The following is a 15,201-nucleotide window of genomic DNA, read 5'->3' on the forward strand; positions in this document are numbered from 1 at the left end:
GCTCTCCTTGCCGGTCTGACAAGACCAACGACGGTGGGAGCCGCACGGTGCTGTACCGAAGACGAGGGGCCGGCGTGCGCGTCGGCCGTACGCGCCCTCTCCGGCCGACGCCGAAGATCACCCGGACAGGTCCGCACCTGGGGGAACCGAGGGCGGCCGACGGTCGGTGGGACGCCGGGCACCGGCCGCCGCCGTCACTGGTCGACCTGCCGCTGGAGTACGTCACAGGTGTGCTGGAACTCGTCCATCAGCCGGGTCGCCTCCACCACGAGCACTCCGTAGGGGTAGGCGGGGGCGGTCAGGGGCAGCCCGTCCTGCTCGGCCTGCTCGGTCACCTGGCGGCAGCACTGCTGCGCCTGGTCCGCGAGCCCGCACAGTTCACCGGCCTGGTCGGACAGCGATTCCTCGCTCAGCTCCCCCAGGACCTGGGCGATCCGGGAGATGGATTCCAGGAAGTCGGCGTAGCCGCGCAGGAACCGCCGGTCCCGCTCGCTGCCGTCCTGGCGCCACTGGTCGAGGCTGCGGGTGAGCGAAGCCATCTGGTACATGGTCCGCTCCAGCGCCTCCAGCACCGCGCCGTACCCTTCGAAGCCGGTACGGCCCCGGTGGCGGCCCAGACGGTTGCGCGGGTTGTACCAGAGGCTCTCCCGCGCCGTCCGCAGCCCGTTCTCGGCCTGGGTGATCAGCCCGCCGGTCTGCTCCGCCCGGCTGCGCCAGTGGCTGATGCGCTCCTCCCCCGTCTCGCCCTCCCGCATCGCCGGGTACATGTCGCTGACCAGGTCGCACAGGGCGCGGGCGAGCGTGTGGATGCCGTGTTCGGCGCTGCGGTAGCGCAGCGGCGGCACCAGCGCGACATTGACGACGACGCCGACGCCGCACCCGATGAGGACCAGCAGGATGATCTGTCCGAGGTGAGTGATCTTGCCCAGGCCGGCCGGCGCCGAGACGTAGGTGGAGAAGGCGAAGAACGCCGCCGTCGCCACCTGGGACCCTTGCGACCCCAGGGCGGGCCACCGGCCGATGGTGAGAGCCACCACCGCCACGAGCGCGAAGGTGAGCAGGTCCGGGCCGGCCAGGTAGCCCAGGGCCGCCTGTACGGCGACCCCGGTCGCCACGGCACCCACGTAACGCAGCGACTGCAGCAGGGACTGGTACACCGTCACCTGCATGATCAGAACGGCGGAGAACGGTGCGAAGGCCGGGGACTCCGCGTCGAGCAGGTTGTAGGAGCACACCCAGGCGATGGTCGCCGCCAGCGTGCTCTTGCCGATCAGCAGCAGCGTGTGGCGTTCGTGCCCCGCCGAGCCCCAGGCCCGGCTCCACCACTGCTGCACACGGGCGATGCGCCCCTGCGCCGCGGGCCGCTCGCGGTGCCCGCCGGAGGCCCACCGTTTCCCGGATCGGGCCCCGCGTTCGTCCGTCCGATGGTTCCGCTTGCGCGCCGGAAGCTCCTGCTTCCGCGTCTGACCGGCCATGCACGCTCCGTTCCTCATCCGGTCCGCTTCTGTCGGTGGACCGTACGCTGCTCTCACTCGGTACCCCGTCGGCGCGGCCACACCTCATGCCTCGTCTCATGCTTCGTCAGGGGTGAGGGCCCGAAGGCAGGCCGGAGGCCGGTCCGGATGACGGTCGACAAACGCCTCGGCCGCATAAGGGAAGGGGGCCTACGGTTCCGAAGAACTGACGCCCGTGTGTCCCGGCCGTGGGTCCTTACACCCGGCATTCCGGCGATGCCGCTATGGCGTGAGTCACGGAACGCAGCGGGACGAGAGAGGGCGGAATGGAGCCGAGCAGGCCCGCTACCGGAGCAGCAGAGCTTCCGCGACGGCGATCTGGGACGGGGCGAGCGCCGTCTCCCCGTCCTCGATGTCCCACAGGGAGTTCTGCAGCAGCCGGCCCAGCGTCCAGCCGACCGCCCGCTCGCGGTCCAGGCCGAGCGCATCGGTCAGCAGGTCGAACCGGCGCCGCACCACGCGGTGCGCCTCGCCCGGCGCGGCGATGTCCCACCGGCTGTCCAGAGCGGGCCACAGGTCGAATCCGGGGTCCCCGGCCAGCGGTTCCGGGTCGATGGCGAGCCATGGCTCGCGTTCCCCGGCCAGTACGTTGTCGTAGTGCAGGTCCCAGTGCAGCAGCCGGTCCCCGGGCTCGCCGGACAGGTCGGCCACCGCGGACGCCCAGGTCCGCAGGTGCTGCTGGTCGGCGGGGTCGGACAGGGTGGTCACCGCCGAGGGCACCTGCTCCAGCATCCCGGCGGCGATGTCACCGAGCCCGCGCAGGCCCTCCGGGGCGGGCACGGAGACGAGGCGCCGCAGCAGTCCGGCCAGGACGGTCATCGCGGCGTCGTCGTCCGCTACGGACGCGAGCGACGCGAGGGTACGGGACGCGTCCAGCCGTTCCAGCAGCATGACGCCGCTCGCCCGGTCGTGTGCGATCAGCTGTACGACTCCGTCGCCGTTCCAGGTGCGCAGTCCGACGAGCGCGGCGTCGGTCTCCTCCTTGGGCAGCTGGAACCGCAGTACGGCGCGCGTCCCGTCCGTGCGCAGGACCGGCAGTACGAGCGACGCCATCCCCGATCCGGCTTCGCCGTCCCGCCTCAGCTCCCAGCGGTCGAGGAACTCCGAGACCTGGGCGGGCAGAGCGGCGAGCCACGCCCGTCCGGCGTCGTCCCTGCCGTACGTCGCGGTGAGTGTGTCCGGGACGGCGATGCGTTCCGGTGTGCTCTTCACGGGGCTGTCCTTCGCCGGGGCCGGGGCCGGGTTCCGCGGCGCCGGACTCCACGGGGCCGGGTTCCGCGCCGCGAACCTACCGAACTTCTTCGCGGCGCGATCACATATGACGGCTTTCCGGCCATCGGCGCCCCGGACACAGCACTCCCCGCCTCGGCACTCCCCGCCACGGCTCCCTTCCCCACCCCGGTGCAGCTCGCCGGGCGCACCGGCGAGCTGCCCATGTCCCTGCCCCCGTCAGGGGCGGCGCGCGGTGACGGTCATGGGGATGCGGTCGGCCGCCGCCACCGCCGAGGCGATCTCCTTCGGGGTGTGACCGGGTACGGGGACCAGCTTCCACCGCGGGAGCCAGGTCGCCAGGGCGATGGTCGCCTCGGTGTAGATGAACTGGTCGCCGATGCACTTGCGGTTGCCGGCGCCGAAGGGGATGTACGCCTCGCGTGCCAGGTTGGCTTCCCGCTGCCGTTCGGGCAGCCACCGGTCGGGGTCGAAGCGTTCCGCGTCGGCGTAGACGTTCGGGTCGCGGTGCAGGGCGTAGAGGCTGAAGGCGACCTCGGTTCCGGCGGGCAGGCGCACCCCGCCCAGGACCACCGGCTCGGTGGCCCGGCGCATCAGGAACGTGACGCCGTGCAGGCGGATCACCTCGTCCAGGACCCGGCGGACGGTCTGCAGGCGGGGCACGTCCTCGATGGTCACCGGGCGGTCGCCGACGACCTCCTCGATCTCCGCCACCACCTGCTCCTCCACTTCGGGCCGACCGGCCAGTTCGTGGAAGGCCCAGGCGAGCGTGCCCGCCGTGGTCTCGGCACCGGCGAAGAGGATGGTGCTCAGCTCGTCCCGTACCTCGGTGTCGGTCAGCCCGTCGCCCTCCGCGAGCAGCAGCGACAGCAGGTCGTCGTGGCCGGTGTGCTGTTCGGCGCGCGCGGTTCTGATGACGTCGTCGATGACCTCGCGCAGCTCCCCGACCGCGGCGTCGAACTCGCGGTTGGGCCGGATCGGCACCCGGTCCAGGAATTTCGGGGACGCCGCGCGGACCAGCAGGTTCCGCAGGGCGATCGGCAGGTTTCTGCGGATGGCCTCGACCGCGGGCCGGCCGATGTCCGAGGAGAACATCGTGGAGGCGAGCGTCTCGATGCTGAAGGCGGCCATCTCGTGGGCCACGTCCAGTTCCTGACCCGGCGTCCACCGGTCGGCGACGGCGCGGGCGTTGCGGCTCATCGTGTCGGAGTAGGCCACGATGCGGTCCTTGGCGAACATCGGCTGGATGAGCCGCCGGTGCTTGCGGTGCAGTTCGCCGTTGGCGTTCGCCAGTCCGTTGCCCGCGAGGGGCCGCAGCCGGTCGAAGAATCGTCCCTTCTCGAAGGACCGGGCCTGGCGCACCGTCACCTCGTGGACCAGTTCGGCCGACGTCGCGACGTATATGGGCATCGTGCCGAGTTTCAGGCGTACGAGCTCGCCGTGCGCCCGTAGGGACGTCAGGAAACCGAACGGGTCACGCCACAGACTCACCGCGTGCCCGAGCAGCGGCACCGCCCCGGGCGCGCGCGGGACCGACTCCGAACCGACCGACTGCACCGCTACTGCCACGACTCATCCTTTGCTCAGGCGGAGCGCCGCACCGGGAGGCGCGGCGCGCGTCGGCGGACCGGGGTGGAGGACGCCGTGTCAGGGGTGGTGCGGGCCCGCGGCGTTGTGCCGCGCGTCCCCGCTGCTCCGTTCCCTGCGCCGCTGGCGCCCTGCGTTCCGGTTCGGCCGGCCACCCATCATGATCAATTGTCGGGCAGGTGCCGTAAAGGGGGCGACCCGGGCCGCTTACCGCTCCGTACGGTCCGTTCATCCGCTCCTTCCGTGTCCTTTCCGGCCCGTTCCGCTTGGCCCTCCGGCGCCCCGGCCACCGGGCGCGCGGGCTGGGTTCGGGGGCGCCGCGTCCCGGCGATATGCTGCGCGTTGCCCCGCCGTTGCTTCTCGGAGGACCTGTGACCAGCCCCTTTCCCGGCTCCCCCAGCACCCCGTCCCTGCCGTCCCCGCCCGCGCAGTGCCCCGCTCACGCGCTGGGAACCGGCGGACTGCGGCGGCTGTACGGGCCCGAGGCGGAACGCGCACCGCACGATCTGTACGAGAGGCTCCGCCAGGAGCACGGGACGGTGGCGCCCGTACTGCTGCCCGGCGACATACGGGCGTGGCTCGTCCTGGGACACCAGGAGAACCTGGAAGTCCTGCGCAACCCGCTGCTGTTCTCCGCGGACTCCCGCCGCTGGAACGTCCGCCTCGCGCCCGACTCGCCGCTGCTGCCCATCACCGCGTACCAGCCGGTGATCGCCTTCGCCGACGGCGACGCGCACGCGCGGCTGCGCAGCGCGATCACCGACAGCCTGGCGCGCATCAACCGGCACGGCAACCGCCGCTACGTGGTGCGCTACACCGACCGCCTGCTGCACGCGTTCGCCGCGGCCGGCCAGGCCGACCTGGTGACCGACTTCGCGGAGAAGCTGCCGATCCTGGTGCTGAGCCGGCAGTTCGGCATCGCCGAGCAGGACGCGCTGGCGCTCGGCGAGGCGGTACGCGACCTGGTCCGGCCCACCGAGACCGCCCTGAAGAGCAACCAGACCGTCGTCGAGACCATGCAGGAGCTGATCCAGCGCAAGAAGGCCTCGCCCGGCGACGACCTCGCCAGCTGGCTGCTCCGCCACGAGGCCGGTCTGAGCGAGGACGAGGTGCTGCAGCATCTGCGCCACGCCCTGGTCGCCGCGAACGAGAACACCGCCAACCTGGTGGCGAACACCCTGCGGATGGTGCTCACCGACCGCCGCTTCCGCGGACACCTGGCGGGCGGCCAGATGACCCTGCCGGACGCGCTGGACCAGGTGATGTGGGACCAGCCGCCGCTCGCGCTCATCCCGAACCGCTGGGCCACCGGCGACACGGTGCTCGGCGGCCGGCAGATCAACGGCGGCGACATGGTGATGCTCGGCCTGTCCGCCGGCAACCGCGACCCCGTCGTACGGCCGGACCTGTCCACGCCCGTGCACGGCAACCGTTCGCACCTGGCCTTCGGCAAGGGCCCGCACGAGTGCCCCGGCATGGACATCGGGCGGGCCATCGCCGACACGGCCATCGACACGCTGCTGGCGCGGCTGCCCGACATTCAACTGTCGGTTCCGGAGAGCGAGTTGTCGGTCACCACCTCGCTGGTGTCCAGCCGCCTGAACACGTTGCCCGTGCACTTCACCCCGCAGCGGTCCCGGCAGGAGGCTCCCGCGGGGGCCCAGCCGCAGCCCCTCACCGAGTCCCCGATCACGGCTGCCGCGGAGCCGTCCCGTGCGTCGTGGCGCAAGCGGGTGCTGCCGCGCTAGCCGGGTGACCAAGGCGGGCTGGGGACCGGGGGCCGCGTCACGCCCCCGACCGGTCGTGTCCGCGGCCCCCGGGCGCTCCGTCAGCCGCTCTGCCGGTCCGCCGCGGCGTTCAGGTAGACGGGCAGAGCGGCGACGCCCTGTACGGAGATGGACGCCAGCCGCTCCGGTTCGGCGGCAGCTTCCAGGCCGGGGTAGCGGGTGAAGAGGGCCTTCAGCGCGATCCCGGCCTCCAGGCGCGCCAGACGCGCCCCCAGGCAGTAGTGCGCGCCGTGACCGAACGCCAGGTGGTCACGGCGCGTGGGGCGGGTCAGGTCGAAGGTGTCGGGGTCCGTGTGGCGGCCCGGGTCCCGGCCCGCCGCGTACAGGCCGGCGAGGACGGGTTCGCCGCGGGCCACCCGTACACCGGCAATGTCGACGTCTTTGACGGCGTAGCGCATCAGGGCGTGCCGCACCGGCGAGGAGAACCGCAGCGTCTCGTCGACGAGGGCCGTCCAGATATCGGCGTCCGCCGGGTCCCCGGTGGTCGCGTCCCCGGTGCTGCCGTCCCCGGCGTACGCGTCGGGAGGCGTTCCCTGGGCGTGGGGGCAGGTGCCCGCGCCACCGCCTTCGAGGGCCGCGTCGCGGACGGCCGCCAGCATGCCGGGGTGGTGCAGCAGCGCGTGGACGGCGTTGGTGATGAGGTTGACCGTGGTCTCGTGCCCGGCGATGAGGATCAGGAACAGCGTTTCGACCAGTTCCTCCTCGCTGAGCTGGTCGCCGTCGTCCCGCGCCTGGATCAGGGCGCTGGTCAGGTCGTCGCCCGGCTCCGCCCGTTTCGCGGCGATCAGCGCGGTCAGGGACCGGTGGATCTCCGCCTGCGCGAGGCGGATGTCGTCCGCGCCGTCCTCCTGCGGGGTGACCAGGCGCTCGAAGGCGGCGCGCAGCCCGGCCACCGCGGTGTCCGGCACGCCCAGTACCTCGCATATGACCCGTACCGGCAGCCGGTGGGCGAACCGCTCGCGCAGGTCGACCGGCCCCGGTCCCGCCGCCGCCAGGTCGTCGAGCAGTTGCCCGGCGATCTCGGTGATACGGCCTTCCAGCGCCGCGATCGGCGCCCGGGTGAACGCGCTGCTCGCCAGCTTCCGCAGCCGCCGGTGATCGTCGCCGCCCGCGTGCAGCATGCCGGCGCCGCGGATGACGGCGATCAGTTCCCAGTGGTCGGGGACGCGGCCGGAGACCAGGTCCGGCCAGTACGCGGCGTCCTTGGTCAGTTCCGGGTGACCGAGGACCAGCTGGGCGGTGGTGTGGTCCACAGCCGCCCAGGCCGCCACGTCACCCGGCAGTCTCACCGGTATCAGGCCGCCCTCCGTGTGCAGCCGTCTCGCCTCCTCCGCCGGTTCGGCTTGTGGGACCAACGGGAACAGCGGACAGTGCGTCAGCATCACGACAACTCCATACATTTGAATCATTACGGGCACAGGTGGCGGAACCCGGATCACGAGCCCCACACCACCATCTGCCCACACAATCCCCTGTACAAATCCACCGCGCCAGGAGCCGCCGGACGGCCCCGCGGGCCGGGCGAAGCCGGGCCCGCGCTGCCGTGTCCTCGGTACGGCATCGACGCGGCGCATTCAGTCGGCCCTCCCAAAGCGCGCCGGACACACCGGACACGCCAGATCCGGCCCACAGGGACGGGAGTCGACTGGCCGGAGCCCGACGCTCGTACGTGCTCCCGGGGACCCGGGGGCGCTCCGGTGCGGACGGAATTCCGCCAGTCCGTCCCGCTCCCCAGCGCCGCAACCGGCACAGCGGGCCCCCGCCTCCGACGCAGCGGGCCTCCTCCTCCGGCGCAGCGGCCCCTCTCCTCACACCGGGACCCTTCCCGCGCAAGAAGGCGGCGGAACGCGCCCGGAACCGGCGGGTGGCCGCATCTCCGGCCCGCGCGCCGAGCGATTCAGTCGGCGCGATTGCCCCTGCGGCGCCCGCACCCCGCAGGGCTACGTTGACTGACGGCCCGGGGAGCGGCCCCGCGGCACGGACCGAGGGGACGACATGGCGAACGCGGACTTCCAACCCAGGACGCTGATCCGCCGGAACCAGGCCTGGACATCCGGTGACGGCAACACCCTTCTGCGCCTCCAGGAGGACGGCAACTTCGTCGTCTACCGCAGCGGCAAAGCGGCCTGGCAGGCCGAGAACGTCTACCCGAACGGCGAAACGGCCGCCTTCGAGATGGACGGCGACCTCGTCGTCTACGACTCCGCCGGCCGGCGCATCTGGCACTCCGACACCGCCGGGAACCACGGCGCCACGTTCTCCGTGCAGGACGACGGCAACGTCGTCATCTACAACTCCAACGGCCGCCCGATCTGGCAGACCAACACCGCGGGCTGACCCACGGACGGATACGGAGAGCCGCACCGGAGGCGCACCGTCCCGGACGCGACCCGCCCCAGCCGGCCCGGCACCACCCGGTCCGGCATCTGCGGTCAGGCGCTGGTGCGGAATGGCGTCGATCATTCGCCGTTCGATGGCGTAGACGGCGCCGCGGGCCGCGTCGAGACGGTCGCGGCCCTCTTCGGTCAGATGCACGGGAGGGGCGCGGCCGTGGTCGGTGGTGCGGGGCCGTTCGGCAGACCCGCCGCCGCGGCGTACCGGTGGGCCAGTTCCTCGCACGCCGCGGTGAGTTCCGGTGGGCCGATCACCTCGATATCGCAGCCGAACGTGCCGATCAGGGCTGCCAGCCCCGGCCACGACCACGCGCCGAGGGCGAGCCGGCAGCGGTTCGGGGGGACTTCCGCCACCACGGCGCCGCCGGGCGCCCAGCGGGCGACGACCGCGGCGGGAGCGTCCAGGATCACCTCACCGTGACAGGCCCACTGGCCAGGGGTGTCACCGCGGTCGAACTGGCCGACGACGAAGGCCGTGACGTCCTCGCCGGGCAGCTCCTTCGGTATGAAGCGGTGCCCGGTGGACGTGTGCCGCGTGATCCGGTCGACCCGGAAGGTGCGCCAGCCGCAGCGCGCCAGGTCCCACGCGACCAGGTACCAGCGGCCCGACCACATGACGAGGTGGTGCGGCTCCACACGTAGCGACAGCTCCGGGTCCGCCGCCGTACCGCCGGGCCCGGGACCGTTTATGGCACGGCCGGGTCCGGAGCCGTCGGCCTGACCGGGCCCGTGGCTGCTCGCGTAGTCGCATCGCAGCACCTCGCGGTGGCGGACGGCGCTGCCCACGGCGAGCAGCAGCTGGGAGTCGACCGGCGGCGCCGCGAGGTCCCAGACGTTGTCGATCGACGTCACCCGTACCGCGTCGACCCGTTGTTGCAGCCGCTGCGGCATGACCTGGCGGACGGTGGTCAGTGCGCGTGCGGCCGCTTCCCCGAGACCGGCCACGGTGGAGGGGGCGGTCTGCAGCGCCACGGCGACCGCGATGGCCTGCTCGTCGTCGAACAGCAGGGGCGGGATCTTCGCTCCGGCGTCTAGGCGGTACGCGCTGCCGGGCCCCTTCGTGACGCTTACGGGGTAGCCCAGTTCCCGTAACCGGCCGATGTCCCGGCGCACGGTGCGCGGACTCACCTCCAGGCGCTCCGCCAGTACCGTCCCCGGCCATTGCCGTCTCGACTGGAACAGGGAGAGCAGGAGGAGAAGGCGCGCGGAGGTCTCTGCCATGGCTCAACCGTGTCAGGAACAGCGGCCATCATGTGGCCGGTACTCCTGTGACGCTCGTCTTCATGACCATTCCTTCCGAAGTGGGCGACGGCACGGCGGCCGCCGCCCCGGCCGATCCGCCGACGTCTTCACGTACCCCGCATCCGGCACGCAGTCGGCAGCAGACCGCGCGCAGCCCGCAGCAGAAGGGCGCACCGGCGGTGGTCGCCCTCGTCGTGGTGCTGGTCGCCTCGTTCATGGAACTCCTCGACGCGACGATCGTCACGGTCGCCGCCCCGGCGATTGCCGACGGGCTCGGGGCCGGTGAGGCCACCCTGCAATGGACGGTCGCCGGATACACCCTCGCGCTCGGCGCCGGGCTGATCACCGGTGGACGCGTCGGCGACCAGTTCGGACGGCGGCGCGTCTTCCTGATCGGTCTGGCGGCGTTCGCGGTCGCCTCGGCGGCCTGCGCGCTCGCGCCGGATCCGGCGGCACTCGTCGCCACCCGCGTCGCCCAGGGGCTGGCGGGCGGCCTGATGGTCCCGCAGGTGTTCGGCATCATCCGGTCGTCCTTCGCGCCGGCCGCACGGGCGAAGGCGTTCGGCGCGTACGGTGCGGTGCTCGGCCTCGCCTCCGTCGCGGGCCCGCTGCTCGGCGGCCTGCTCGTCGACGCGGACGCGTTCGGCCTGGGCTGGCGGACGATCTTCTGGGTGAACGTTCCGGTCGCGGCCGTCGGATTCGTGCTCGGCGTGCGGTTCCTGCCCGAATCGAACGCGGCCGGGCGGACCCGGCTGGACCTGCCCGGCGCGGCGCTCGCCGCGGCGGCCGCGGTGTGCGTCCTCCTCCCCCTGGTCCAGGGGCACGAGTGGGGCTGGCCTTGGTGGGGCTTCGTCCTCCTGGCCCTGTCCGTACCGGTCACGGCGCTCTTCCTCAGGAGGGAACGCCGCCTGGTCGCGCGCGGCGATCAGCCCGTCCTCGATCCCGGGCTGCTGCGCGTACGGGCCTTCAGCAGCGGCCTGGCCGCATCCGCGCTGTTCTTCGGCGCCATCGGCTCGTTCTTCCTTCTGCTGTCGCTCTACCTCCAGTACGGCACCGGACGCTCGGCCCTGGAAGCCGGGGCGGTCATCCTCCCGTACGCGGTCGGCTCGACCCTCACGTCCGGAATCGGCGTACAACTGGCCGCGCGCGTCGGCCGCCTGCTGCTCGTCACCGGTTCGCTCGTCCTCGCCGCCTCGCAGCTCCTCCTGCTGTTCGCCGTACGGGGCGGGACCGAACCCGCTTACTGGCACCTGGCGTTGCCGCTGTTCATCGGCGGGCTCGGGCTGGGCCTGACCTCGCCGTCGCTGGTCAACGTCGTCCTCGCCGGAGTCCCCGCGCGGGACGCCGGGGCCGCCGGCGGCGTGCTCACCACCGTCGGCCAGGTCGGCAACGCGATCGGGGTGGCCGTCCTGGGGGTGGGGTTCTTCGCCGCACTGGACGCGTCCTCCTCGGCGGGGGCTCCCCCGCTCACGGCGTACGCGGACGCGTTCTCCTCCGTCCTGCCCTGGCAGATCGCGTTCTACGTCGCGGCGGCAGCGCTGATGCTGCTGCTCCCGAAGCACACGGAGGCCCTGGGAGGTGACCGGGCGACGACGACGGTGCCGGAGAAGTGAAGCGCCGCGGGCGAAGTGCCGCGCCGCGGCGGGAGTTCCGCTGCGCGAGTTGAGCGGTGATGGCCGGGTTCCGGGGGTTCCGGGTGGAGGGAGCGTCCGGAGCCCGGCCGTATGACGGCTTCTGGGACTCCGGACCAGGGGCGGGGTGCGCCGTCGATGATTCCTGCGCCCCCTGGTGAGCACCCGTGCTCCGGTGCGCGCATCGTGCGCCGTCCCCGCGCGTCCATGGCTTCGGCGTAACCGTTCCTAGGGGGTTTTGTGATGTTTTTATAGGCGCACTCTGTCCTTGGGAGAGTCATGGACTTCGGGGGCCAGGGGGAGGGCATCATGTGTGACAGCCGATGCGGCGCCCAGGTCATCCAAGGGCCCGACGGCAGATGGTCATGCAACTGCGGAGCATCCGGATGACAGAAAAGCATCGTGTCCCGACGGAGGAAAGTGCACGGGCGGGCGATCCGCTGCCGGTGTACTTCACCTCCGCCACATGCCCGGAGTGCCAGAGCGCGAACGACGGCCTCAACGGCCGTTTCGCCTGCGGCGCCTGCGGCACCACATACGCCCTGGAGCCGCCGACGCTGTGATTCCCGGCTCCGGTCCTCCCGGAGTACACCGCGCACGCAGGCGTCCTCGGGGAAGCGCATTCCCCTTATCGGGAAGTCGCCACGCCACGCCACAGCTCGGCAGTGAGGCCGAAACCGCCGGGCAGTATGCCGGGGAAGCCGGGCAGCAGACCGTTCATGTGCTGCGGGCCCTCCAGCCCGACGCTCCGGACCACCGCCCGGACGGTCGGGCGTGGCACGCGGGTCAGGACCGCAGACGCCCGGTCCATGGATGAGGTCCGTACGTATCCGTGATCGCGTCGGCGAGCCACCGCCGCTGCCGCTGTGTGAGCACCGGCAGCGCCGCACCGAAGTCCGCTTCGTCCTTGGGACGCGGTGCACCCGCCTTGTAGAAGAGCTGTACCTCCGGCGTCAGGAAGGGAATTCCGTCGGCGGAGGTGTCGCCCAGGGCGCCGATCGGTCTGCGTACGCGGGGGTTCCGGCGCGACACCCATTCCCGGCCCCGGGACTCGTCGAGCATGACCTGGATGCGCCAGGGCGCGTCGGGGCCGGGCCGGCACCAGATGTCGTCCACGCCTGCCGACAGGACCTCACCCGGCGCCCACGGGCGCAGGCTGCCCGGCGGATCGGCCGCCCACCATTGCCAGCCGGCCAGCGCCTCCTGGACCACGAGCTGATCGCGCCGCAGGAGCAGCACGTCGATGTCGTCGTGACTCCGGATGTGCCGGCCCACCGCGAGTTCGATCGCGAAGCCGCCGGCCACCCACCATGCGGAATCCACCCGCGAGAACCGGGCGGCGACTTCGGTCAGTGGGGCGGGGTCCCATCCGCCGAGGAAATCCCCGGCGCTTGCCGTGTTCGTCATCATCTCCTTCGTCGTCATCTTCGCCATCGTGGCGCGCGCTCCCCCGGCCGCCGGTGCGGTCGGCCGTCTCGCGGCGCCACAATGGGAACTAACTTTTGCCTACGTCGGCGGGGGCGTAAAGCGGGCGTTGCCGGAGAACCCGGGAATTCGCGCGACCTACCTCCCGAACCGTTCCGACGAAAGGTGGCCGGCCATGACCTCGCCAGCCGCGGGATCCCACTACCATCTGCTCGCCCTCACCGGACACGCCCCGACGGCCGTGGCACACCTGACCAGGACCGTCCGGTACGGGGCGACGACCCCGACGGTCCTGGTGGACGTGACCGCCGCCGACGAACTGGATGTCGAGGCACTGGGCACGCTGGCCCGCCTGTCGATGCTGCTGCGCTCGACCGGGGGCGGTGTGGTGCTGATCGGCGCCAGTGCCACGGCGCGCCAGCTGACCGCCCGCACCGGCACCGCCTGGCTGCTGCCCGCCCACGGCGACGTCGAGGCCGCGGTGGCCTTTCTGCCCCCGTCCGGACAACCGTGGACGGTCACCGAACTGGCTCCGGGCAGCGGCAGTGCCTTACCCGAGACCGCGGAGGGGGGTTGAGCGGCGGCGGAGGAGACCGGGCCGCGGATCGATGCTCAGCCGGAGGACGGCCGGTGTCCTCGCGTCTCGGATACTCAGCTCTCCCGCAGCCAGAACTCCAGGAGCACGGTGAGCCGGGTGACCTCGTCGGTGTCGACCTTGGACACCGCGTGCCACGACGTGTCACCCGGCGGGAACGCCAGGAGCTGCCCGCCGAGGGGCGGTACGGACTCCACCGGCTTGTCCGTGGACCTGGCCGAGCCGCGGACCTCGAAGTGGCCTCCGCCGTCGACGGGCCACCGCTCGTTGAGGTAGAGGATGGCCGTCAGGGCTTTGGTCGGCTTGTCCCTGTGCGGCGAGACGTAGTCGCCCTTGGTGTAGGTGTAGACGCCGATTTCGGTCGGCAGGCCGTGCAGGCAGATGCCGGTGGCCCGGCTCATCCAGTCGAGGAACCCGTCGCTTTCCAGGTCGTCGAGAAGCGCCTTCCAGCGGGGCGAAAGGCTGTCGGTGGCCGCGGTGCGGATGTTCTGGTCCACCAGCGTCAGCACGTTCATCCTGTAGTGCTTTTCGCGGCGGACCCCCTCGACCACCGCACGCCGGCCGGTGTCCATGGCCGGCCGTTCGCGTTCCAGGTCATTCAACTGTTCCGCGGTCAGCAGGTCGGCGGCGAGGTGCCAGGTGAAGGGCTCGTGGAAGTGCCGTACATCGGGGGTTCGCTTGAGTGTCGTCCTCACAGTTCACTCCTACCCTCACCATCCCACCGGGCATCCGCTATTTCAGGATCCATACCTGACCTCCGCACGGGCGCCGACGGCAGGTGATCTCCGATGCGGCGGCACTGGCGCAAGCCGTGGCCATGGGCCAACTCGCTGATCGCGCTCTCGATGTGCTTCGCCGCGGCCAGAGCAGTGATCACAGCCGCATCAGAAAGCGCTTCTTCCATGCGAGGAACCCGAACAGCAGGCGTCCCGGAGCGCTGGGGTCGTACCTCCCCTGGAGGGGCCCGGCAAGCATGTGCAGGACCAGGCCGTGGGCGGTGAGGTGGTCGGCGAGCGCGGTCGGCTCTGCCGGTGTGGTACGTCCCGGCAACCGCACCGGAGCGCGAGCGGCCGGGTGAACCTGGCGGGGCGTTACAGCGCGGGCAAGGGTGGCGCCCGACGCCGTCCGCTTCGGACGTGAGTGTGGTGTGAGGGCCCGTCACGACGCGTCAACGCCGAGCGAACCACGTGATCGTGACGTCGTTGGCGAACGAGGTGCGATCGGCCACCTTGAAGAGAGTGGGGTCGAACTCCCCGTCGAACACCGGGATCCCGGCTCCCGCGACCACGGGATAGCTCTTGATGATCAGCTCGTCGATCTCCGGCAGCAGTGCGCCGGCGAGACGTCCGCCCCCGCAGAGCCAGATGTCCCGGCCCTCCTCCCGCTTGAGGTCGCGGACCAGGGCGAGCGGGTCTTCGCCGACCACGGTGACCGCCGGGTCGGTGTCGGGTGCGAGCGTGCTCGACACGACGTACTGACGCAGGTGGGCGTAGGGGCTGGTGAAGCCTGCCCGCAGGCCGGGGCGATAGGTGCCGAGTCCCATCAGGACGGTGTCGAAGCGCCGGTTGGGGGTGTCCGACAGGCCGTGGGCGGCGCGCATCGAGGTGGGCACCGTCTCGGGGTAGCGGGCATTGGCCCACTCGGCATACGCGGCGGACTGCTGCTCGTCGCCTTGAGGGTAGAAGTCGAACTCTCCGCCGGGGCCGGCGATGTAGCCGTCGATGGTGACAGCGACGTAGTACACGAGCTTCCGCATCTGGATAACTCCGACCGTAGTACTCTGCTTGAAGTGGTGTG

At 71.8% G+C, this 15,201-nt stretch carries 14 protein-coding genes; 5 read left to right on the forward strand and 9 right to left on the reverse strand.

Annotated elements, in window-relative coordinates; genetic code table 11:
• Positions 1-194: 194 nt before the first annotated feature.
• The 3 genes from A6A06_RS32125 to A6A06_RS32135 all read right to left on the reverse strand — a co-directional run bounded on the left by A6A06_RS32125 (position 195) and on the right by A6A06_RS32135 (position 4,313).
• On the reverse strand, positions 195-1,475 hold the full coding sequence (locus A6A06_RS32125; RefSeq protein ID WP_079194496.1) for an FUSC family protein: 1,281 nt from the start codon (positions 1,473-1,475) through the stop codon (positions 195-197).
• Between the two features lie 324 nt (positions 1,476-1,799).
• Complete coding sequence (locus A6A06_RS32130) at positions 1,800-2,726, reverse strand: aminoglycoside phosphotransferase family protein (protein ID WP_073766194.1); 927 nt, start codon at positions 2,724-2,726, stop codon at positions 1,800-1,802.
• A gap of 237 nt (positions 2,727-2,963) precedes the next feature.
• On the reverse strand, positions 2,964-4,313 hold the full coding sequence (locus A6A06_RS32135) for a cytochrome P450 (protein ID WP_242441063.1): 1,350 nt from the start codon (positions 4,311-4,313) through the stop codon (positions 2,964-2,966).
• A 389-nt stretch (positions 4,314-4,702) separates the two neighbouring features.
• Here A6A06_RS32135 and A6A06_RS32140 point away from each other — a divergent pair, with 389 nt between their 5' ends.
• On the forward strand, positions 4,703-6,079 hold the full coding sequence (locus A6A06_RS32140; protein WP_073766198.1) for a cytochrome P450: 1,377 nt from the start codon (positions 4,703-4,705) through the stop codon (positions 6,077-6,079).
• Between the two features lie 80 nt (positions 6,080-6,159).
• Here A6A06_RS32140 and A6A06_RS32145 read toward each other — a convergent pair whose 3' ends face one another.
• Positions 6,160-7,500: a cytochrome P450 family protein gene (locus A6A06_RS32145; protein WP_073766200.1), complete on the reverse strand. Its 1,341-nt coding sequence runs from the start codon at positions 7,498-7,500 to the stop codon at positions 6,160-6,162.
• A gap of 613 nt (positions 7,501-8,113) precedes the next feature.
• On the opposite strand from A6A06_RS32145, the gene A6A06_RS32150 reads away from it, so the two are divergent.
• Positions 8,114-8,455, forward strand: a complete 342-nt coding sequence (locus tag A6A06_RS32150; protein ID WP_073766202.1) for a hypothetical protein — start codon at positions 8,114-8,116, stop codon at positions 8,453-8,455.
• Positions 8,456-8,643: 188 nt separating this feature from the next.
• Here the strand turns inward: A6A06_RS32150 and A6A06_RS32160 are convergent, their stop codons facing one another.
• Positions 8,644-9,732 carry a helix-turn-helix transcriptional regulator gene (locus A6A06_RS32160; RefSeq protein ID WP_073766204.1) on the reverse strand — a complete coding sequence of 363 codons (1,089 nt, stop codon included), beginning with the start codon at positions 9,730-9,732 and terminating at the stop codon, positions 8,644-8,646.
• Positions 9,733-9,794: 62 nt separating this feature from the next.
• Between A6A06_RS32160 and A6A06_RS32165 the strand changes: the two genes are divergently transcribed.
• A complete protein-coding gene (locus tag A6A06_RS32165) occupies positions 9,795-11,366 on the forward strand; it encodes an MFS transporter (protein WP_079194564.1) in 1,572 nt (523 codons plus the stop codon).
• Between the two features lie 404 nt (positions 11,367-11,770).
• Positions 11,771-11,947 (forward strand): hypothetical protein, encoded by a 177-nt coding sequence (locus tag A6A06_RS42310; RefSeq protein WP_199931320.1) that lies wholly within the window; start codon positions 11,771-11,773, stop codon positions 11,945-11,947.
• A 223-nt stretch (positions 11,948-12,170) separates the two neighbouring features.
• On the opposite strand, the gene A6A06_RS32175 is transcribed toward A6A06_RS42310, so the two are convergent.
• Positions 12,171-12,809: a nucleotidyltransferase domain-containing protein gene (locus A6A06_RS32175; protein ID WP_242441064.1), complete on the reverse strand. Its 639-nt coding sequence runs from the start codon at positions 12,807-12,809 to the stop codon at positions 12,171-12,173.
• Positions 12,810-12,984: 175 nt separating this feature from the next.
• On the opposite strand from A6A06_RS32175, the gene A6A06_RS32180 reads away from it, so the two are divergent.
• The gene (locus A6A06_RS32180; RefSeq protein ID WP_073766208.1) at positions 12,985-13,386 is read left to right on the forward strand and encodes an STAS domain-containing protein; all 402 of its coding nucleotides are present in this window, start codon (positions 12,985-12,987) and stop codon (positions 13,384-13,386) included.
• 74 nt (positions 13,387-13,460) lie between these two features.
• On the opposite strand, the gene A6A06_RS32185 is transcribed toward A6A06_RS32180, so the two are convergent.
• The 3 genes from A6A06_RS32185 to A6A06_RS32195 are packed head-to-tail and all read right to left on the reverse strand — an operon-like array spanning position 13,461 to position 15,160.
• A complete protein-coding gene (locus tag A6A06_RS32185; RefSeq protein WP_073766210.1) occupies positions 13,461-14,099 on the reverse strand; it encodes a 2OG-Fe(II) oxygenase in 639 nt (212 codons plus the stop codon).
• Entirely contained in the window at positions 14,096-14,566 is a 471-nt protein-coding gene (locus A6A06_RS44045) for a zinc finger domain-containing protein (RefSeq protein ID WP_443333809.1), read from the reverse strand. Before A6A06_RS44045 ends, A6A06_RS32185 begins: the two co-directional genes overlap by 4 nt.
• A 6-nt stretch (positions 14,567-14,572) precedes the next feature.
• Positions 14,573-15,160, reverse strand: a complete 588-nt coding sequence (locus A6A06_RS32195) for a dihydrofolate reductase family protein (protein ID WP_073766214.1) — start codon at positions 15,158-15,160, stop codon at positions 14,573-14,575.
• Positions 15,161-15,201: the final 41 nt, after the last annotated feature.

It is taken from the genome of Streptomyces sp. CB02923, from assembly GCF_001905005.1.
Classification (GTDB): Bacteria; Actinomycetota; Actinomycetes; order Streptomycetales; family Streptomycetaceae; genus Streptomyces.